The following is a 20990-nucleotide window of genomic DNA, read 5'->3' as shown; positions in this document are numbered from 1 at the left end:
TAGAGCGTTTGTCAGCATCAAAGATGTTCCGGACCGTCACAAGTAACAGAAAATTCAAGCATATTGATATGGTTTACGATGTGATCCGGCACAAATGAAACCTGTTTTACGACATTTGGCGGTTTTGACTGGTCTGTTGTCTGTCGACAAAACGGGCGATCCTGTTTGTCCGACGTCAAATCGGTCATCAATTTCGCGAAAACAGACGTCATTTCCGTCAAAATTAAGCTGATATTGCCCGTGATCGCCGGTGTTTTGCCGCGCCGCGGCACGTTTTGGTGGGGCGTCCGTTGGCTGAAAACACCTGTGAAATATGCATAACTTCGGGGTTTCGTGGCCGATCAGCCGTGGTCACGGGTTTATATGTGACAAAATGGAACAGATGATATGCAAACTTTGGCAATTGAGGATTGAGTGGCCCTTGGGCATATTGCATTGCGAAACTACTGAGGTGAATGCGCCAGACAGTTGGAGGTGAGCTCCAAGGCAGCATTCGAATTTTGTAACCCAAGGAGGTTCAACATGTTCCTGTCCAGTATTCTTGTTGCTGTTCGCCGTTGGGCCTATGCACGCTCGGTTGCGAATGAACTTTACGGCCTCGATAAGCGCGATCTTGATGATGTCGGTATTTCTCACTGGCAGATCAAAGACGTTGCTCGTAAAGCAGCTCGTGACGCGATTGCATAACGCCAGCGCACTTTAGGCACCCGTTTATCGGGATTGCCAATGCGGAAGCCGGACATCAGTCCGGCTTTTTGTGTTTTGGGCGACAGTTTCGTCTTTTGGCAATGCTGCCTTTTGGCGTTTGGTCCAGGGCAGCCTGTCCTGCGATCAGCTGGCCGTTCTGGTTCGGCCGGGGAAAGCCGCCCGGATTTCGGGGGATTTCCGGGATTTAAAACAGTGTTGCCTGTTTGGGATGATTGGAAAAATCACCTTTATCTAGACGGTTCAGGAACTGTTCTGCCTGCGTGATCAGGTCACGCTTTGTCTCGTCTTTCATTCGGGCCCAGTTACGATAAGGCATGCCAAGGCGGGGATTGTTGCCAAGTGTATCGGCATTGCGGTCCAGAAAATGCCAGTAAAGCGCATTGAACGGGCAGGCGTCCGGCCCGGTGTTTTTACGCGGATTGAACTGGCATCCCTGACAATAGTCCGACATGCGATCAATATATTTTCCGCTGGCCGCATAGGGTTTGGACGCCATGACCCCGCCATCGGCATAAAGTGCCATGCCCAGGGTGTTTGGCAATTCAACCCATTCAAAAGCATCAATATAAACAGCCAGATACCAATCGCACACGTCCTTGACGGACAGACCGGCAAGCAGGGAAAAGTTACCAATCACCATCAGGCGCTGAATATGATGGGCATAGGCATTGTCCAGCGTTTCGCCGATTGCATGACGCAAACAGTTCAGTGAAACGTTCCCGTCCCAGAAAAAGGCCGGCAGTGCCCGGCTGGCATTGAAATGATTACGCGTGGCGTAATCCGGGCCCATGAACCAGTAAAGACCGCGCACATATTCCCGCCAGCCCAGAATCTGCCGAATAAAGCCTTCGACCGCATTCAGGGGCGCTGTGCCGTCATGATAGGCACGCTCTGCCGCCCGGCAGACTTCGTCTGGCAACAGCAATCCGATATTGAGATAGGGACTGATCAGGGCGTGATAAACGGTCGCACTTTTGACCGTCATCGCATCCTGATAATCACCAAAGCGGGGCAGGCGGGTGGTGATGAAATGATCAAGTACAGCCAGCGCATCATCGCGTGTCACCGCCCATCCGAATGAACGGGCCTCTCCGATGGCATCGGGGAAATCTGTGTCAACGCATTCAAGAAGATCGCGGGTTATCTGATCTGGTGCAAAGGATTTTGGTTCAGGCGGTGTCACATCGTCGGGCAGGCGTTTGCGATTGTCGTGGTCAAAGTTCCATTTGCCACCGACCGGCTTGCCATCGGGTTCCATCAGAATGCCGCTTTCGCGCCGCAGTCCGCGATAGAAATATTCCATCCGCAATTCTTTGCGATTGCGTGCAAAATCCTCGAACGCGCCAAGTGTTGCAAAGAACCGGTCATCGGGGCGAATTTCAAGTTCCGCATTAAATTGCGTTTTCCAGCCCTCTATTTTCTTGCGAACCCGCCATTCTCCGGGCTCGGTGATGATGACTTTCCGGCAATTATACTGATCAAGGGATGACCGCAGTGCTTTGCTGAAGCTGTCGCAGGGGCGGCTTTGATAGTCATGATAGTCGACAATGAAGCCTTCTTGGCGCAGTTGATCTGCGAAATGGCGCATTGCCGACAGGATCAGGACGATCTTTTGTTTGTGATGGGGGACATAGGTGGCCTCCTGACGGGGTTCGGCCATGACAATGACGTCGGTCTGCGGGTCTGCATCGGCAAGACTTGAAACAGAGCGCGTCAATTGATCGCCCAATACGAAACGAATGGTCTGACAAGAAGGCATTTTGATCCCGGTACAGGCTGCGTGAATGCGGTTACGAGTCGTACGGATCAGGGACGGTAAAAGATCGCATTCGGGTGATTTTTTGGCGAAGCGATTTTCATTCGCAGGCTCAAATCTGCGAATGATTTTTAATCAAGCAGTGTAAATGAAGAATTTTAAGGAAATCGCCTAAATTATTGATAATGGTAATCAAAGGCGCGTTTTTCTCTTGAAACGGGTGGGGGCTGTTCCCAATATCTTGGTAGCCCAACCCATCAGGAGAGCCATGATGAAAGGTGATCCCAAGATCATCACATATCTTAATCGCATTCTGACCAATCAGCTGACTGCGATTAACCAGTATTTCCTGCATGCCCGGATGCTGCGCGACTGGGGCGTCGAAGAAATGGGCGAATATGAGTACAAGCTTTCCATCAAGGAAATGAAACGTGCCGATGACACGATCGAGCGCATTCTGTTCCTTGAAGGCCTGCCCAATCTTCAGAACCTCAATAAACTTATGATCGGCGAAAATGTCGAGGAAATCGTCAGTTGCGACATGAAGTTCGAGCTGGCCTCCTTGCCGCTGCTGCGCGAAGCAATCACTGCATGCGAAAAAGCCGAAGACTTCGTCACCCGTGATCTGCTGGTCAAATTCCTTGAAGAACAGGAAGAACATGTCGACTGGCTTGAGACCGAGGAATGGCAACTCGAACATGTCGGTATCGCAAATTACATTCAAAGCCGTTCAGGCGACGGCGACTAACCAGATCAGGAGCTTAACGCCATGAAGGGTAGTAAAAAGGTTATTGCCGCACTGAACAAACAGCTGACTGCCGAGCTGTCTGCGGCCGACCAGTACAACACGCATGCCGAAATGTATGCCGACTGGGGCCTGCATTCGCTGTATGAGCGCATGCACCATGAAAAGGACGAGGAACTTGAACACGCCAAACGTTTGATCGAGCGTATCCTGTTCCTTGAAGGCGTGCCCGACACCGCATCGCGTGAACCGATCAAGATCGGTAAAACCGTGCCCGAGATGATGAAAAACGATCTCGAGCACGAATATCACGTGATCAACCTGCTTAAGGAAGCCATCAAAATCGCTGAAAAGGAAGACGACTTCCAGACCCGTCAGATGCTGGTTGGTTTGCTTGATGACAGCGAAGAAGATCACGCATACTGGATCGAACAGCAGATCCGCCTGATCGATATGATGGGCTTGCAAAACTACATCCAGTTCCGCGCGGCCGGGGAACCGAACCCGCACGGCTGATCGAATTTGCGATCAACGCTTCAAAAGCCCCGGAATTCGTCCGGGGCTTTTTTATTATAATTCAAAGCTTTCCAGTCTTTTTTCGCATCGGAACTTTTCGGCTTGACCTTCCAGTTGCTGGAAGGTCTATCTTCCACCATATCAAACAGGGATGTGCGCCAAACGGCATTGAAGCCATGCGCCCCCCGTCAACCCGGATTGAGGTGACAAGATATGGATAGCCGGATCGAAACAACCGATCACACCGCCCAAGGAAGTGCTGCTCAAGAAGGCACTACCCAGGAAAGCACAGGCAGTGGATCACAGGCAGCGTCCGCGCAACAGGACGAGGTCAGTTTGCCGATTGAGGGCATGACCTGTGCCAATTGTGCCGGGCGCGTGGAAAAGGCGATTGCCGGTCTTGATGGCGTGACCGGGGTCGATGTCAATCTGGCACTGAATTCCGCCCATATCCGCTTTGACGGTAACAAGCTTGATACGGCAAAGATTGCAGATACCATCAAGGATGCCGGTTATAGCGTTCCGCAACAGCAGCTGTCTTTTGATGTTGATGGCATGACCTGTGCGAACTGTGCATTGCGCGTGGAAAAGGCTTTGGCCGCGATGCCCGGCGTCACATCGGCCAGCGTCAATTTCGCACTGGAACGTGCTGATATCGACGCGTTGCCCGGCAAGGTCAATGATGCAGCAGTCATCCGTGCGATTGAGGATGCCGGGTATCATGCAACGTCGCGCAACACATCCGCGACCGGCGATAACGATGCGACCGACGGGCAATCCGCCACCAACAATGGGCAGGCGCGCCGGTTTGACAAATCACTTGTGATGCTTGCGGTATCGGCACTTCTGACCGCGCCGCTGGTGTTGCAGATGGTGTGGATGAACTTGGGTGTGAATTATCACCTGCCGGCCTGGCTTGAACTGGTTCTGGCCACACCGGTGCAGTTCATCATTGGTCAGCGGTTTTACAAAGGTGCCTGGGCAGCCTTGCGCCATCGCAGTGCCAATATGGATGTTCTTGTCGCACTGGGAACGTCGGCGGCCTATTTCCTGAGTGTCTATAACATGGTGGTCGGCAAGCCCGGCGACATGCATCTGTATTTCGAGGCATCAGCAGCGATCATTACCCTGATCCTGGCTGGCAAGATCATGGAAGAACGCGCCAAACGCGGTGCGTCCGCGGCGATCCGTGAATTGATGGCATTGCGCCCGCGGCGTGCACGCAAACTGGTTGATGGTGCCGGTGAACAGGATGTCGCCATCGAAAGTCTGACGGTGGGGGATATTGTCCGTGTACTGCCGGGCGAACGCGTTCCGGTCGACGGCACTGTGCATGCCGGTGAAAGCGAACTGGACGAAAGCCTGATTACCGGTGAAACCCGGCCGGTGGCCCGCATGCCCGGCGATGCCGTTGTTGGCGGTGCTGTCAATGGCACCGGCCGACTAGATATCGAAGTACGTGCCGTTGGCGATGACACCACGCTTTCACGGATCATTCGATTGGTCGAAAAGGCCCAGACCGGCAAGGCGCCGGTGCAAAAACTGGTGGATCGTGTTTCATCGGTGTTTGTGCCGGTCGTGGTTGCGATCGCCCTTGTGACCCTTTCGGTCTGGTTGCTGATGGGTTACGGGGCAGAGGCATCCATCGTTGCCGCAGTTTCGGTGCTGGTGATCGCATGTCCCTGTGCGCTTGGTCTGGCAACCCCGACCGCCCTTGTTGCGGGGACGGGCAGTGCCGCGCGTAACGGGATCCTGATCCGCAATTTCGAAGCCCTTGAACAGGCACATAACGTTGATACCGTGATCTTTGATAAAACCGGAACCCTGACCGAAGGCACACCGACGGTCCGTGATGTTCGTGCGGTAAAAGATGTCGAACGCAATGACATGTTGCGTCTGGTTGCAGCGGTGCAGGCGGCAAGCGAACATCCGCTTGCGCGTGCGATTGTGTCATTGGCCCGTGACGAGGAAATGCAGATCCCCGATATCACCGATTTCAAAGGCAAAACCGGGGCCGGTGTCCTGGCCAGTGTCGAAAACCATTCGGTTGCAATCGGGACAGAGGCCCTGTTGCAGGATCAGGGTATCGCATTGCCCCAACAGGCGATTGCCGATGAAATCAAACAGCATGAAAGCGAAGGCCGCACTGTTGTGCTGGTGGCGATTGACGGTGCGTTTGCGGGCTACATCACCCTTGAAGACCGCATTCGTGAAAGCGCCAAACAGGCAATTGCCGATCTTAAGGCGCGCGGCATTTCATCCATCATGTTGTCTGGTGACAGTCAGGATGTCGCAACCCATGTTGCCCGTGAATTGGGATTGGAGCGCGGGGAAGGACGTATTCGCCCGCAGGACAAGGCGCGCGAGGTCGAAAAACTGCGCAAGCAGGGCCGTCATGTCGCCATGGTTGGCGATGGCATCAATGATGCCCCGGCCTTGGCGGCGGCCGATGTTGGTATTGCCATGGGCGGCGGTACCGATGTTGCCATGGAGACCGCGGGTATCACCCTGATGCGGTCGGATCCGGCACTGGTGTCGGCTGCTATTGATATCTCGATCGCCACGCGCCGCAAGATCGCACAGAACCTGTTTTGGGCCTTTGCCTATAACGTGGTGGGTGTGCCTCTTGCCGCTCTTGGCGTTCTGAGCCCTGCGATTGCCGGGGCGGCCATGGCGCTCAGTTCTGTTTCGGTGGTCGGCAACTCTTTGACGTTGCGCGGCTGGAAAGTCCGGCGGTAAGGCGGGGAGACAGTTATGAATATTTCCGATGCAGCAACCCGGTGCGGGCTTCCGGCGAAAACCATCCGCTATTACGAGGATATCGGGCTGGTTACGCCAGGGCGGCTTGAAAACGGATATCGCGATTACAGTGACGATGACCTGCACAAATTGCGGTTTTTGCAACGTGCGCGCGGGCTTGGATTCTCGGTCGAGGATTGCCGGGTCCTGTTGTCGCTTTACGAGGATCGCAACCGCGCATCGTCCGACGTAAAGGAAATCGCCAAGGCCCATCTGAGTGAAATCGAACGCAAGATTTCGGAACTGCAAAGCTTGCAGAAAACACTCTCCGACCTTGTGCATGCCTGCCACGGCGATGATCGTCCGCATTGTCCGATCATCAACGATCTGGCGCGCTGAAGCGCGGCCCGTGAACCAAAAAAGAAAAGAGAGAGACCAAAGCGTGCAAAATAAAGGTGTTATGGTGCTGGGGGCCGCTGTCGGGGCCGCCATCATGTATGGAATTGTTTCCTTTTTCGTCCCGCAGGCCGGGCCGCAACAGAACGTGGAATTGCTCCCCGATGATCTGAAGGTCGTGGCCCTTGGCAAGAAAATCTATGACGCCAATTGTGCGTCCTGTCATGGCGTAAAACTGGAAGGGCAAGCCAACTGGCGCGAACGGGGTGAAGACGGTTTGCTGCCGGCTCCGCCGCATGATGAGACCGGTCACACCTGGCATCACCCCGATGCCCTGCTATTTGCCTTGACCAAATATGGTCCGGCCGCGATGGCAGGGGATGGTTACACCTCGGCCATGCCGGGGTTTGAGGATGTCCTGAGTGATGAAGAAATCATCGCCAGCCTGTCCTATATCAAAAGTCGCTGGCCCAAGGAGGTCAGACAACGCCACGACCAGATCAACCAGTCAGCAGCTCAACAGCAATAGTATGCAGAGCAGACTGGTGCGTTCAGCACGGCTGCTTGAAACACCAAGCCCCGCACCGGACGGCCGATGCGGGGCTTTTGTGTTGATATTCGGGATGCGGGGTTATCCGCGCGGCAGCGTGATGCGCACGGTTGTTCCTTTGCCCGGCGCGCTTTCTATGCTGAGATTGCCGCCATGCAGTTCGACCAGAAGCTTTGCCAGCGGAAGACCAAGTCCGGTCCCGGCACTTTCCTTGACCCCGGATGGGTGCAGCTGTGAAAAGCGGGCAAGTGCGCGCGGAATGTCATTCGGGCTCATGCCAACGCCATTGTCGGCAATCGCAATAGTGACGTCATCATCGGTGGATGTCAGATTGATCGTGATCGTGCCGCCATCAGGGGTGAATTTCGCGGCGTTGCTCAGAATATTGATCAGGATTTGTTTGAGCTTCAGCTTGTCACAGCGAAGGGCAAACCCATCCTGCGGCAAGTTGATCCGAAGATGGTGCTTGCGACGGGTGATGTCGTCACGAACCAGTTTGGCGGCTTCATTGATGACGATGCCAAGATCGGCGTCTTCGGCTTGAAGCGTCATGGACCCGGCCGACAGCTTGGACACATCAAGCACATTATTCACAAGTTCAAGCAGGTGCTTGCCTGCTTCATACACATCGCGTCCGCAGTCGCGATAACCATCGGGAATATCCCCCAGAACGGCCTGGGCGATCAGTTCGGAATTGCCGATGATCGCATTAAGCGGTGTACGCAATTCATGGCCCATATTGGCGATGAAGTCGGATTTTGATGCATTTGCGTCGGCCTGATGGCGGGTTTGTTCCATCAGGGATCGTTCGGCTTGTTGCTGACGATCATTTTCCAGAAGCGTCATCAAAACCGCAGTACGTGTTTCATTGTTCTGGAAATATTCAAGCGGGGCGATTGAAAGATCGCAAACATGGCTTTCGCGTGATGCACCAACCAGAACAATATCACCGCGCCACGTGCGGCCCGATGCGAACACGTCTTCGATATCGTTGATCAGGCCCTTGGAAAGAAAGCCGGCCTTGCGGCCCATCATGCGGTCGCGCGACACACCAATCAGGCGCGCGATGGCCTCGTTACACTGAAGAACAATACCGTTTCGGTCACAGATGACAGCCGCATAGGGCAGGGCGTTCAAGACAACCTGATCGGCCAATGGCACACTGGTTGTGCCAATCGGTGTATTGCTGGTCATATCAGCCCCTGGTCCCATGGTTTACAGTAACGCTCGTTTAAAACGTTCGATACCCAGCCCTGTAAGTGGGATGTCAGGTGTGCGATTGCTTATAACGTCGGCGATTGCCTTTGCCGATCCACAACTCATCGTCCAGCCCAGCGTCCCATGCCCCGTGTTAAGGAACAGATTACCATATTTTGTGCCGCCAAGAATAGGGGCAGAATCAGGCGTCACCGGGCGCAATCCCGACCAAAAGGCGATGCTGGACCGGTCCCCGCAATTTGGAAACAATTCTAATGCCTTATCAACGATCAACTGATTTCGGCGCGGCGACATGCGCAGGTTATACCCGTCAAGCTCGGCAGTGCCTGCAACCCGAAGTTGGTCGCCAAGCTTTGAATACACCATTTTAACGCTGTCATCGATCAGGGCGGTGTGCGGTGCGCCGTCATAGCCGGTCGTATCGATACTGATCGAATAGCCCTTGCACGGGTAAATCGGCAAATCGATGCCAAGCGGCCTGACCAGAAGCGGACTGTAACTGCCAAGACAGACCAAAAAGGCATCAGCTTTAATCTGCCCCTGATTGGTCTGGACTGCCGTGATCTTGCCATTGTCATGGATCAGTCGGTCAATCGTGGTGTTGAATTTGAAGTCGGCACCACGGGCACGGCAATGGCCGGTCAGATGTTCGGTGAATTTTCGGGCATCGCCACTTTCATCATCGGGGGTGTAGCTGCCACCGACAATCGGGGCCGTGCTTTGACGCAAGGCAGGTTCAATTTCGTAACATTCCTGCGTGCTGACCAGTTTTCGGCCAAGACCGAGTTCCTGCATCTGTTGGGTCGCACGCGCAACCGCAGCCATTTCGCCATCATCGCGGCAAATATGCAGGATCCCCCGTTCGCTGTGATCGTATTGCAGGTCAAGCTGACCGCGCAACGCACGCAGGCAATCACGGCTATAGGTCGCAACCCGCAAGGCCTTTTCAAGATTGATCTGCGCACGTTTATCCGTGCAATTGGCCAAAAACCGCAATCCCCAGGCAAACAGTTGCGGGTCAAAGCGCATTCTGATCAGAAGCGGCGCTTCTTCGCGACCAAGCCATTTCAGGATTTGCCCCGGCGTACCTTTGTTGGCCCACGGGGTGGCATGACATGCAGAAATCTGACCGCCATTGGCAAAGCTGGTTTCCTGCGCACTGGCATGTTGGCGGTCAATTACCGTGACCTGATGACCATTTTGCAAAAGATACCAGGCCGCTGTCGTCCCGATGACGCCAGCACCCATAACGACAACATGCATGTGGGCAAAGCCTTGTTGCGGAAAGTGCGTGATCTTTGCAGACCAGAAAGATAACCCTATGTGCTAACTGTCTGATGTGCGAATTTTGGTGCAATATACTGTTACATCAGGGAAATGGCTACCGGTGACTTGCCATGTCTGGTGACGGGACGGGCAGGCGGGAATTCCGCCATGCGGGTTGATGCTGCCGCGCAAAGCTGACGGGGTGAAATGTTCGAAATTCTGACCACAGACCAGATGTATGAAGCAGATCGTCGCACCATCGATGGCGGGATTGCCGGTGATGTGCTGATGGAGAATGCCGGACGTGCGGTGTACGAAGAAATCGTGCGCCACTGGTCACCACGATCGGTATCGGTTCTGTGCGGGCCGGGCAATAATGGCGGGGACGGTTTTGTCATTGCGCGTTTGCTGCGCGAGGCAGGCTGGTCTGTAAGGCTTGGGCTGATGGGGGATGTCGCGGCCCCTAAAGGGGATGCCGCAGATCATGCCGCGCGCTGGGAAGGCGCATCCGAACGCCTTTCGCCGGCGCTGGTTGTCGGGGCGGATCTTGTTGTCGATTGTATCTTTGGTGCCGGGCTTGCCCGTGACATCACGGACGATATTGCGGTGCTTGTCACCACGATCAATTCAAGTACGGCTTCTGTGGTTTCGGTTGATGTGCCCTCAGGCGTTGATGGCAATACCGGCATGATCCGCGGATGTGCGATCAAAGCGGATCTGACGGTGACGTTTTGCCGGGCCAAGCCGGGGCACTATCTTTTGCCGGGGCGGTTGATGTGCGGTGAACTGGCCATTCGCGATATCGGGATTTCTGATCAGATCATCTCGGAAATCCGGCCGAATTGCTGGCGCAATGATCCTGTCTTGTGGCGGGCGGGCATCCATTGGCCCGGTCTTGACGGGCATAAATATCATCGTGGTCATCTTCTGGCTTTTGGTGGGGCTGCCATGACCGGGGCGACCCGCCTTGTCGCGCGGGCCGCACGGCGGTCCGGTGTCGGATTGTTGACGGTGGTATCCGACCCCTCAGTCTTGCCGATATACGGGGCCGATAGCCCCGGCGTGATGACCGCACCGATCGGTCAGATCGAAACTCTTTTGAATGATTGCCGGCATAACGCCTTTGTCATCGGGCCCGGATACGGGGTTGGCGACGATACAAGAAGCCTTGTTCTCAAACTTTTGCATCAGTGCCGGTCAACGGTTCTGGATGCGGATGCGCTCACAAGTTTTGCCGATGATCCGTCTACATTATGTTTTGCGGTTCAGGGGCCGACGGTATTGACCCCGCATGAAGGGGAATTCGGTCGCCTGTTCCCCGACATCGAAGGTGACAAACTGACCCGGGCGCGGGCGGCGGCGAAACGAAGTGGTGCGACGGTTCTGATCAAAGGTGCCGATACGGTCATTGCCGCCCCGGACGGGCGCGCGGCCATCAGCGCCATTGAAGCCCCCTGGCTGGCAACGGCCGGTTCTGGCGACGTGTTGGCAGGGATTATTTGCGGGCTGATGGCGCAGGGCATGGAAATGTTTGATGCGGCCTGCATGGGTGTCTGGTTGCATGGCCGGTGCGGTGCGGATATTGGCCCGGGGCTGATCGCCGAAGATATTCCGGACCATCTTCCCGTCATTCTGCGCGAATTGTGGCTGGCCTCGCGGAAGAAAGCCTGAACATTTCGCCATTGATCCCAGTGATTGCGCAAAGCGCGTTTTGCACCAAATTTGTGACAAGTACCAACAGGTGCTGGATGTTTGGTGCCGACCTTCCGATATAAATGTCAGACAGGCCGCATAAAGCCGCATAAAAAGTGATGCCAACGACATCTCCTGCATGTCTTACGTGGTGTGAAAAAAAACAACGGTCAGTCGTGGTCTGCCCGGATCATGGCCGGGCTGTAAAACTGCTGGATGTGGGGGACAATCATGTCTCAGACCTTTCTTGACAGAACCATCGATAATCTTCGTCTGGCCTGGCGTGAATTGCGCGACAGTTCGGTTGTGCGCAGTCTTGGTCTTGATGAAGGCCAAAGCCGTCAGGATCGTTGGCGCCGTCAGATCGCAGATTGTTTGGCCCGGCGCGGTGGTGCGGTATCGGCGCGATCACGTGCGGCGGAACTTGGGCATGATTTTCTGCGCCTTGATGATGCTGGCAAACGTGCGTTTCTGCATTTGCTGGTCAATGAATTTGGCGTGGATCGCGATCATGTGTCAGCGATCATGGCAGACTGGAACATGGCTGATGATCTGGCTGAACAGGCGCTTCTGGAGGCGGAGCTCAGAACCGCACTTGTGCCACCATTTCGCATGATCCTTAAGGAATTCAATTCCTTGCCTCAGGGGGTGAAGTTTCTGGTTGATCTGCGGGCTGATCTTTTGCGTTGGCGCAAGGAGGCACCGGGACTTGCGATTCTTGAACGTGATCTCAAGGAATTGCTGGCAAGCTGGTTTGATATCGGTTTTCTGGAATTGCAGCGCATTACGTGGAATTCATCAGCAGCCCTTCTGGAAAAGTTGATCGCCTATGAGGCCGTTCACGCGATCCAGAGTTGGGATGATCTTAAGCGCCGGCTGGCCCCGGACCGCAGATGTTTTGCCTTTTTCCATCCGGGAATGCCCGATGAACCGCTGATCTTTGTCGAGGTCGCACTGGTTAACGGCATCGCCGGAAATGTCGATGCCCTGATCCAGGGCGATCAGGACGCACATGAACATCAGGACGATCAAGCGGGCGCGGTGGCCGATACCGCGATTTTCTATTCGATCTCGAACGCACAGGCCGGACTGGCAGGGATCAGTTTTGGCGATTTCCTGATCAAACGGGTGGTGGGTGAATTACAGCGCGATTTGCCCGATCTTAAACAGTTCAGCACCCTGTCACCGATCCCGGCACTGCGTGGCTGGATGAACAAACAGCTTGATGCAATGGCGCAAAAACAGGAAACCGGCCTGCCCAAGGCGATCGAGGCGGCCTTGCGTGATTGTGATGACCTGATGGGGCCAAAGCCGCCTGCCAAACATCCCGACGAGGTCAGCGAACGCACGCGTGCCAATATCGAATATCTTGCCGCATGGTATTTGTTGAATGCCAGACGCCCGGAAACCGGGTCGGCATTTGATCCGGTGGCGCATTTCCACCTGACCAACGGGGCCCGGGTCGAACGGCTTAACTGGAACGGCAATGGCAAGGAAAACGGCTGGCTACAGTCATTCGGGGTGATGGTGAACTATCTTTACGACCTTTCGATGATCGAAAAAAATCACGAAAGCTATGTCGGGCAGGGCAAAATTGCCGCATCTGGCGCGGTCAAACGTCTTTTGCGCTAGTTTCTTTTTTGACGCAAACCGTTGAAAGTCGCGCGATAGCGCCGCCGTTTGCCGGTTAATTTCGACAAGAATGCATTTGTCGAAAAGGCGATGCTTGCATGAGGTGAGCGAAGTTTGTATTAAGGCGCACTCATTCCGGTCTTACCGGCGTGATTTGCGTGCTTGTGTGCGGGCGTGGCGGAACTGGTAGACGCGCTGGATTTAGGTTCCAGTGGAGCAATCCGTGGGGGTTCGAGTCCCTTCGCCCGTACCACTTGCAGGCTTTAAAATTAGATCAGGTTTTATATTCGTTTAGTCATATTGACTTTCTGACGTCCGGACTGCGTCGCGTAACGGACATTATTCGAACCAAGCAAAAGAGTTATCTATGCAGGTTACTGAAACCAAAAACGAAGGCCTGGCGCGCGAGTTCAAAGTCGTCGTGCCCGCCGCACAAATCGAAGAAAAAGTCGTCGCCAAGCTTGACGAGATCAAAGACCAGGTTCGCCTGCCGGGCTTCCGTCCGGGCAAAATTCCGGCGAAACTCCTGCGTCAGCGTTATGGCCAGGCCGTCATGGGTGAAGTTCTTGAAGCTGCTGTGAACGAAAACACCGGCAAAGTTCTTTCCGACAATGACCTGCGTCCGGCTGTTCAGCCGAAAATCGAAGTCACCAAATTCGACGAAGGTGGTGATCTCGAGTTCGATATCGCTGTTGAAGTTATCCCGGCAATCGAAGCCATGGACTTCAAAAAGCTGAAGCTGACCCGTGAAGTTGTTGAACTTGACGAAGCCAAGGTTACCGAAACGCTTGAGCGTATTGCTGCTGCACAGGGCACCACTGAGCCGCTCGCACGCAAGCGCAAGTCGAAAAAAGGTGACGTTGTTGTCATCGACTTCCTCGGCAAAATCGACGGTGAAGCATTCGACGGCGGCAAAGCCGAAGATTACGAACTCGAACTGGGTTCGGGCTCGTTCATCGATGGTTTCGAAGATCAGCTGACCGGTGTGAACGCTGGTGACGAAGTTGTCGTCAAAGTGAAATTCCCGGAAGCTTACGGTGCGGCTGAACTCGCAGGCAAAGACGCCGAGTTCGACGTAACCGTCAAGGAAATCAAAGAAAAGAAACCGGCTGAGCTGGATGACGAACTGGCCAAGAAACTCGGTCAGGAATCGTTCGAAGCCCTCAAGGACGCGATCCGCAAGGATTACGGCCGCGAGTACGAATCGGTTTCCCGTCAGAAGCTGAAGCGTGAACTGCTTGACGCCCTTGCAGAAAACCACAGCTTCGAACTTCCGACCTCGCTCGTTGAAAACGAACTCGAAGGCATCATTGGTCAGATCAAACAGGCCCGTGAAGCTGGTCAGGAAGATGACGAAACTAAAGGCAAGTCCGAAGAAGAGCTGACCGAAGAGTTCCGCGAAATCGCAGAACGTCGCGTTCTTCTGGGTCTTCTGCTGGCAGAAGTCGGCCGTGCAAACGACATCCAGGTTACCCAGGAAGACGTGAACAAGGTCCTCGTTGCCGAAGCTCAGAAGTACCCGGGCCAGGAACAGCAGGTTATTGAATTCTATAAAAATAACCCGCAGGCCTTGCAGGCGCTTCAGGGCCCTGTATATGAAGACAAGGTCGTGGATTACATCGTCGAACTCGCCAAGGTTGAAGAAAAGACCGTTACGGTCGAAGAACTTCTGAAGCCGGAAGAGGAAGACGAAGCTCCGAAGAAGAAATCGGCTGCCAAGAAAGCACCGGCGAAAAAGGACGCAGAGAAAAAGGCTCCGGCCAAGAAAGCTGCTGCCAAGAAGCCGGCTGCGAAGAAAAAAGCAGCTGACAAATCCGACGAGAAGTAATCCGACCGGACACGGTTTAGGATAATGCAGGGAGTTGCAGTTGATGATTAGAGAACAGATGAATTCGCTTGTACCGATGGTGGTTGAACAGACCAGCCGGGGCGAGCGTGCCTACGACATCTTTTCGCGTTTGCTCAAGGAGCGTATCGTTTTCATCAACGGCCAGGTCCATGACGGCATGTCGTCGCTGATCTGTGCGCAGCTCCTGCATCTCGAATCGGAAAATCCGGACAAGGATATTTCGCTTTACATCAACTCTCCGGGCGGTGTTGTGACCTCGGGTCTCGCCATCTATGACACCATGCAATACATCCGTTGCGATGTTTCGACGGTGTGCATGGGGCAGGCGGCATCCATGGGATCGCTTCTTCTGATGGCCGGTGCAAAGGGCAAGCGTTATTGCCTGCCGAATGCACGCGTCATGATCCACCAGCCGTCCGGCGGTTTCCAGGGCCAGGCATCGGATATCGAAATCCATGCCCGTGAAATCCTGGCACTGCGTCAGCGTCTTAACGAGATTTATGTCGAACATACCGGCCGTGATCTCAAGACGATTGAAGATGCGATGGAGCGTGACAACTTCCTCACCCCGGATCAGGCCAAGGAATTCGGTCTGATCGACGAAGTGGTGACCTCGCGTCCGAAGCCGGAAGGCGATGAAAAGAAAGACTGATTGCCATATCGCAATCGGTGAAAACGCCCCGGTCAATGGCCGGGGCGTTTTTTTTATGTCTTGCCTCATGGCAGTTTTAAGTCATAGACAGGTAATTAGCGCGTGCGACAGGCCGATGTCTGGAACTTGTGGGTCGCTCGAACGTTTGGGTGATTAATGCAAGGGGTTTCGCAACCACGATGGCGGACCCATATCAAACATGACGCCATAACGTCGAAAAGCGCAGATTAAACGTTGAGATCGGTATCGTTTACCGGCTAACATGGCGATAAAAGATAACGTCAAACGTAATTGGGGTTTGTATGAGCAAATCGAATAGCGGGGACTCCAAGAACACTCTGTACTGTTCTTTCTGTGGAAAGAGCCAGCACGAGGTTCGCAAGCTCATCGCCGGTCCAACCGTATTCATCTGTGATGAATGCGTAGAGCTTTGCATGGACATCATCCGCGAAGAGCATAAAACCCATCTCGTCAAATCGGCAGACGGGGTGCCTTCTCCGCAAGAGATTTGCAAGGTCCTTGATGACTATGTCATCGGTCAGGGCCATGCGAAAAAAGTTCTCTCGGTCGCGGTTCACAACCATTACAAACGCCTGCATCACGCCAGCAAGAATGAAGACATCGAACTGGCGAAGTCCAACATCATGCTGGTCGGTCCGACCGGTTGCGGTAAAACGCTTCTGGCCCAGACCCTGGCCCGTATTCTTGATGTGCCCTTCACCATGGCGGATGCCACCACCCTGACCGAAGCCGGTTATGTGGGTGAAGATGTCGAGAACATCATTCTCAAGCTGCTGCAGGCTGCGGATTACAATGTCGAGCGCGCCCAGCGCGGCATCGTCTATATTGACGAGGTCGACAAGATTTCGCGTAAATCCGACAACCCGTCGATCACGCGCGATGTCTCGGGCGAGGGCGTGCAGCAGGCATTGCTCAAGATCATGGAAGGCACTGTTGCATCGGTTCCGCCGCAGGGCGGCCGCAAGCATCCGCAACAGGAATTCCTGCAGGTCGACACCACCAACATCCTGTTCATCGTCGGTGGCGCGTTCGCCGGCCTGGACAAGGTGATTTCACAGCGTGGCAAGGGCAGCGCAATCGGCTTTGGTGCCGATGTTCGCAGCCCCGATGACCGCCGTACGGGTGAAGTTCTGCGTGAAGTCGAACCGGAAGATCTTCTGAAGTTCGGTCTGATCCCGGAATTCATCGGTCGTCTGCCGGTTCTGGCAACGCTTGAAGACCTCGACAATGATGCTCTGGTCAAAATCCTGACCGAGCCGAAAAACGCGCTGATCAAGCAGTATCAGCGCCTGTTTGACATGGAAGACGTGAAGCTCACCTTCCAGCCGGACGCGCTCAAGGCGATTGCCGACAAGGCAATCGAACGCAAGACCGGTGCACGTGGCCTGCGCTCGATCATGGAAGGCATCCTGCTTGATACCATGTTCGATCTGCCGACCATGGAAAGTGTCGAGGAAATCGTCATCAATAATGACGTTGTCGAAGGAAAGGCAAAACCGTTGCTGATCCATTCGGAGCGCCATGAAGGTGTCGAAAATACCGCCTGATCTTAAATCCCGCACCGGCATCCATTGCGGTGCGGGAATTTCAGCTTATCTAAGAAATGTTCGCGTTACTGGCGGGGCCTATGGCAGGACCCCAGCAACGTTTTTGGCTCAGAGTAGGGAATAGAACATAATGGTCGAATTGGCGCGTGGCGAAATTTACCCGGTGCTGCCGTTGCGCGACATTGTCGTGTTCCCGCACATGATTGTTCCGCTTTTTGTCGGACGAGAGAAATCGGTGCGTGCACTCGAAGATGTGATGCGCGAAGACAAGCAGATCCTGCTTGTTACCCAGAAGGACGCCGGTCTTGATGACCCGGCCGTCGAAGATCTCTATGAAGTTGGTACTGTCGCAACTGTCTTGCAGCTTCTCAAGCTGCCGGACGGCACCGTCAAGGTGCTGGTCGAAGGCGGCAAGCGTGCCGAGATTTCCGGTTATGTCGATAACCCGGACTTCTTCCAGGCTTATGGTGCCGTGCGCGAGGACGCTGACGAAGATGACAGCGAACTTGAGGCACTGGCACGTTCTGTGGTCACACAGTTCGAACAGTACATCAAACTCAACAAAAAAATTCCGCCAGAAGTCCTGGTTTCGGTCAATCAGATCGAAGAACCGGCAAAGCTTGCTGACACGGTGGCATCCCATCTGTCATTGAAGATTTCCGAAAAGCAGGAATTGCTGGAAACCAAGCTGGTTGGCGATCGTCTTGAGCGTATTTTCGGTTTCATGGAATCCGAAATCGGCGTGTTGCAGGTCGAAAAGAAAATCCGCAACCGCGTCAAACGCCAGATGGAGAAAACCCAGCGCGAGTACTATTTGAATGAGCAGCTTAAAGCCATTCAGAAAGAACTTGGCGAAGGCGAAGACGGCAAGGATGAAGCTTCTGAAATCGAAGAGAAGCTGAACAAGGCCAAAATGCCCAAAGAGGCAAAGGAAAAGGCCCAGGCAGAACTCAAGAAACTGCGCAATATGAGCCCGATGTCGGCAGAAGCCACCGTGGTGCGCAACTATCTTGACTGGATGGTGTCGATTCCGTGGAACAAGCGGTCGCGTGTTTCCCATGATCTGAAAAAGGCCAAGAAGGTCCTTGATAAGGAACATTACGGTCTTGAGAAGGTCAAGGAACGCATCCTTGAATATCTTGCGGTGCAGGCGCGTACCAAAAAAGTCAAAGGCCCGATCCTGTGCCTTGTTGGTCCTCCGGGCGTTGGCAAGACCTCGCTTGGTAAATCGATGGCCAATGCCACGGGCCGCAGCTTTATCCGCATGTCGCTTGGTGGTGTGCGCGACGAATCCGAAATCCGCGGTCATCGCCGGACCTATATCGGTTCCATGCCGGGCAAGATTGTCCAGGGCATGAAAAAGGCGAAATATTCCAACCCGTTGTTCCTTCTCGACGAGATCGAAAAAATGGGTTCGGATTTCCGTGGCGACCCGGCATCGGCCCTGCTTGAGGTGCTTGATCCGGAACAGAACTCGACCTTTAACGACCACTATCTTGAAGTCGATTACGATCTTTCGGATGTGATGTTCGTGACCACGGCCAACTCGCTTCGCATGCAGCAGCCGCTGCTCGACCGTATGGAGATCATCCGGATCTCCGGTTACACCGAAGACGAGAAAGTCGAAATTGCCAAACGTCACCTGATCCCGAAACAGATCAAGGATAATGGTCTGCGCAAAGGTGAATGGAGCATTTCTGACGAAGCGCTTCGTGATCTGATCCGCTTCTATACCCGCGAAGCCGGTGTGCGTAACCTTGAACGCGAACTGGCCCGTCTGGCGCGTAAGGCGACCAAACGCATCATGCTTGAAAATATCAAGACCGTGCGTGTGACGCCGCGGACGCTTGGCAAATATGCCGGTATCCGCAAGTTCCGCTATGGCGAGACCGAGGGTGAAGACCAGGTCGGTGTTGTTACCGGTCTTGCCTATACGGAATTCGGTGGTGATCTGCTTCAGATCGAAGCCGTTACCGTGCCGGGCAAGGGCAACATGAAAACCACCGGCAAGCTCGGTGAAGTCATGACGGAATCGATCCAGGCGGCAACCTCGTTCGTGCGGTCGCGTGCAACGGAATTCGGCATCAAGCCGACCCTGTTCCAGAAACGCGACATTCACGTTCACGTGCCCGAAGGTGCGACCCCGAAAGACGGTCCGTCAGCCGGCGTGGGCATGGTGACTTCGGTTGTTTCGGTTCTGACCGGAAACCCGGTGCGCAAGGATGTGGCAATGACCGGCGAAGTTACGCTGCGTGGCCGTGTTCTGGCGATCGGTGGTCTGAAGGAGAAACTTCTCGCGGCATTGCGGGGCGGGGTCAAAACCGTTCTGATCCCGCAGGAGAACGAAAAGGATCTCGAAGAGATTCCGGACAACGTCAAACGTGGCATGGAAATCATTCCGGTGTCCCATGTTGACGAAGTTCTGAGCCATGCTTTGGTCAATCCGCTGGTCCCGATCGAGTGGGAAGAGCCCGATGATGATGTTGCCGTCAAATCAAAGGACGGTGAAGAATCGGAAATCGGCGGTGTGACGACTCATTAAGGTCCGTCACAACCGGCAGAAAACAAGGGGAGCGACCATGTCGCTCCCCTTTTTCTGTGGATAACTTTGCCCAAGAATCGACGAAGGGCCATGTCGAGATTGGTGTAAAGCGCAAAAAAAGGAAAAAAACGTCAAAAACCGCAGAAAACTGCGTCTCTCGCATTGACGAGCTGTTTGCTACCTGCTTACACTGCCCATGCAACAGGTTTGGGGCAAACCAAATTTCCTCATAACTCCGAACGTCCAAACAAGGGGGCCAGGAAGTGAATAAAAACGATCTCGTTGGAAGTGTAGCTGCTAAAGCTGATCTGTCCAAAGCTGACGCTGCTAAAGCGGTTGACGCTGTTTTCGATTCCATCACCGATTCTCTGAAATCCGGCGACGAAGTTCGTCTGGTTGGTTTCGGTACCTTCGCTGTCGCTGCTCGCGCTGCTTCAAAAGGTCGCAACCCGCGCACCGGTGAAGAAATCGACATCCCGGCATCGAAACAGCCGAAGTTCAAGGCTGGCAAAGGCCTTAAGGATGCCGTCAACTAAGTTTGACGAAGTTCTTAGAAAAAATGCCGGTGACACACGTCACCGGCATTGCTTTTTGTAAAAACCGTGTTATGTTCCGCCCCGCTTCTGCAGGAAACAGCGTGGAAACAAATGGGTGATTAGCTCAGCTGGTTAGAGCATCTCGTTTACACCGAGAGGGTCGGGAGTTCGAATCTCTCATCACCCACCATGAAAAAGGCAGCCCTAAAGGCTGCCTTTTCTCGTATCTGGGCCGATTGCGAATCTGGGCGAATCATTTCCGAATCACTGCGAAATCTTGCACGGCATTGTTTTGCCGAAATTATCGGGCGTTCAGTGATGTTTACGGGGAATTTTGGCGGGTTCAGGTTGACCAGTTGCCATGGATAAATACCCTTGAAATAGAAGTTACATTTTTCTGCAATCAGGGCATTGCTTTTTGAAAAAACCATGGTAAGTTCCGCCCGCTTCCGCAGAAAACAGCGCGGATACGCAACGGGTGATTAGCTCAGCTGGTTAGAGCATCTCGTTTACACCGAGAGGGTCGGGAGTTCGAATCTCTCATCACCCACCATGAAAAAGGCAGCCCTAAAGGCTGCCTTTTTTCTTTGCCGGTTTTCCCTGATACACATGAAATCAAGGTCGT

General features: G+C 54.1%; 16 protein-coding genes and 3 tRNA genes. 16 read left to right on the top strand and 3 right to left on the bottom strand.

Features of this window, described 5'->3' with window-relative positions; translation table 11 throughout:
- Window positions 1-522 precede the first annotated feature (522 nt).
- Complete coding sequence (locus CU041_RS20595; RefSeq protein ID WP_114097336.1) at window positions 523-687, top strand: DUF1127 domain-containing protein; 165 nt, start codon at window positions 523-525, stop codon at window positions 685-687.
- A gap of 205 nt (window positions 688-892) precedes the next feature.
- Here the strand turns inward: CU041_RS20595 and CU041_RS07825 are convergent, their stop codons facing one another.
- Window positions 893-2467, bottom strand: coding sequence for a cryptochrome/photolyase family protein (locus tag CU041_RS07825; protein ID WP_101246332.1), 1575 nt, complete (start codon window positions 2465-2467; stop codon window positions 893-895).
- 268 nt (window positions 2468-2735) lie between these two features.
- Between CU041_RS07825 and bfr (CU041_RS07820) the strand changes: the two genes are divergently transcribed.
- From bfr (CU041_RS07820) to CU041_RS07800, 5 genes are all read left to right on the top strand, one after another.
- The gene (gene bfr / locus CU041_RS07820; RefSeq protein WP_068518897.1) at window positions 2736-3212 is read left to right on the top strand and encodes a bacterioferritin; all 477 of its coding nucleotides are present in this window, start codon (window positions 2736-2738) and stop codon (window positions 3210-3212) included.
- A gap of 21 nt (window positions 3213-3233) precedes the next feature.
- Complete coding sequence (gene bfr, locus CU041_RS07815; RefSeq protein ID WP_068518898.1) at window positions 3234-3725, top strand: bacterioferritin; 492 nt, start codon at window positions 3234-3236, stop codon at window positions 3723-3725.
- Window positions 3726-3938: 213 nt separating this feature from the next.
- Window positions 3939-6464 carry a heavy metal translocating P-type ATPase gene (locus CU041_RS07810; RefSeq protein WP_101246331.1) on the top strand — a complete coding sequence of 842 codons (2526 nt, stop codon included), beginning with the start codon at window positions 3939-3941 and terminating at the stop codon, window positions 6462-6464.
- 15 nt (window positions 6465-6479) lie between these two features.
- Entirely contained in the window at window positions 6480-6863 is a 384-nt protein-coding gene (gene cueR, locus CU041_RS07805) for a Cu(I)-responsive transcriptional regulator (protein WP_068518899.1), read from the top strand.
- Entirely contained in the window at window positions 6805-7389 is a 585-nt protein-coding gene (locus CU041_RS07800) for a c-type cytochrome (RefSeq protein ID WP_233433040.1), read from the top strand. Before cueR ends, CU041_RS07800 begins: the two co-directional genes overlap by 59 nt.
- Before the next feature lie 102 nt (window positions 7390-7491).
- On the opposite strand, the gene CU041_RS07795 is transcribed toward CU041_RS07800, so the two are convergent.
- Both CU041_RS07795 and CU041_RS07790 read right to left on the bottom strand, forming a co-directional pair.
- Window positions 7492-8604 (bottom strand): PAS domain-containing sensor histidine kinase, encoded by a 1113-nt coding sequence (locus CU041_RS07795; protein WP_101246470.1) that lies wholly within the window; start codon window positions 8602-8604, stop codon window positions 7492-7494.
- A gap of 21 nt (window positions 8605-8625) precedes the next feature.
- Window positions 8626-9891 carry a D-amino acid dehydrogenase gene (locus CU041_RS07790; RefSeq protein WP_101246329.1) on the bottom strand — a complete coding sequence of 422 codons (1266 nt, stop codon included), beginning with the start codon at window positions 9889-9891 and terminating at the stop codon, window positions 8626-8628.
- A 210-nt stretch (window positions 9892-10101) separates the two neighbouring features.
- Between CU041_RS07790 and CU041_RS07785 the strand changes: the two genes are divergently transcribed.
- The 10 genes from CU041_RS07785 (at window position 10102) to CU041_RS07740 (ending at window position 20918) form a co-directional block, all read left to right on the top strand.
- On the top strand, window positions 10102-11565 hold the full coding sequence (locus tag CU041_RS07785) for an NAD(P)H-hydrate dehydratase (RefSeq protein ID WP_101246328.1): 1464 nt from the start codon (window positions 10102-10104) through the stop codon (window positions 11563-11565).
- A 252-nt stretch (window positions 11566-11817) separates the two neighbouring features.
- Complete coding sequence (locus CU041_RS07780; RefSeq protein WP_212733776.1) at window positions 11818-13218, top strand: malonyl-CoA decarboxylase; 1401 nt, start codon at window positions 11818-11820, stop codon at window positions 13216-13218.
- Window positions 13219-13386: 168 nt separating this feature from the next.
- Window positions 13387-13471: transfer RNA gene (locus tag CU041_RS07775), tRNA-Leu, on the top strand.
- A 114-nt stretch (window positions 13472-13585) separates the two neighbouring features.
- A complete protein-coding gene (gene tig / locus CU041_RS07770; protein ID WP_068518905.1) occupies window positions 13586-15046 on the top strand; it encodes a trigger factor in 1461 nt (486 codons plus the stop codon).
- A gap of 43 nt (window positions 15047-15089) precedes the next feature.
- Window positions 15090-15719 (top strand): ATP-dependent Clp endopeptidase proteolytic subunit ClpP, encoded by a 630-nt coding sequence (gene clpP, locus CU041_RS07765; RefSeq protein ID WP_068518906.1) that lies wholly within the window; start codon window positions 15090-15092, stop codon window positions 15717-15719.
- A 302-nt stretch (window positions 15720-16021) separates the two neighbouring features.
- Window positions 16022-17287 (top strand): ATP-dependent Clp protease ATP-binding subunit ClpX, encoded by a 1266-nt coding sequence (gene clpX, locus CU041_RS07760; protein WP_068518907.1) that lies wholly within the window; start codon window positions 16022-16024, stop codon window positions 17285-17287.
- Between the two features lie 130 nt (window positions 17288-17417).
- Window positions 17418-19829, top strand: a complete 2412-nt coding sequence (gene lon, locus CU041_RS07755; protein WP_068518908.1) for an endopeptidase La — start codon at window positions 17418-17420, stop codon at window positions 19827-19829.
- Window positions 19830-20092: 263 nt separating this feature from the next.
- Window positions 20093-20365, top strand: coding sequence for an HU family DNA-binding protein (locus CU041_RS07750; RefSeq protein ID WP_008891813.1), 273 nt, complete (start codon window positions 20093-20095; stop codon window positions 20363-20365).
- Window positions 20366-20478: 113 nt separating this feature from the next.
- Window positions 20479-20555 (top strand) — tRNA-Val (locus CU041_RS07745).
- A 286-nt stretch (window positions 20556-20841) separates the two neighbouring features.
- Window positions 20842-20918 (top strand) — tRNA-Val (locus CU041_RS07740).
- Window positions 20919-20990: the final 72 nt, after the last annotated feature.

This window comes from Thalassospira povalilytica, assembly GCF_002844235.1.
GTDB lineage: Bacteria > Pseudomonadota > Alphaproteobacteria > Rhodospirillales > Thalassospiraceae > Thalassospira > Thalassospira povalilytica.
Note: the sequence above shows the minus strand (reverse complement) of the source record. Positions and strands in the feature narration are given on the sequence as shown.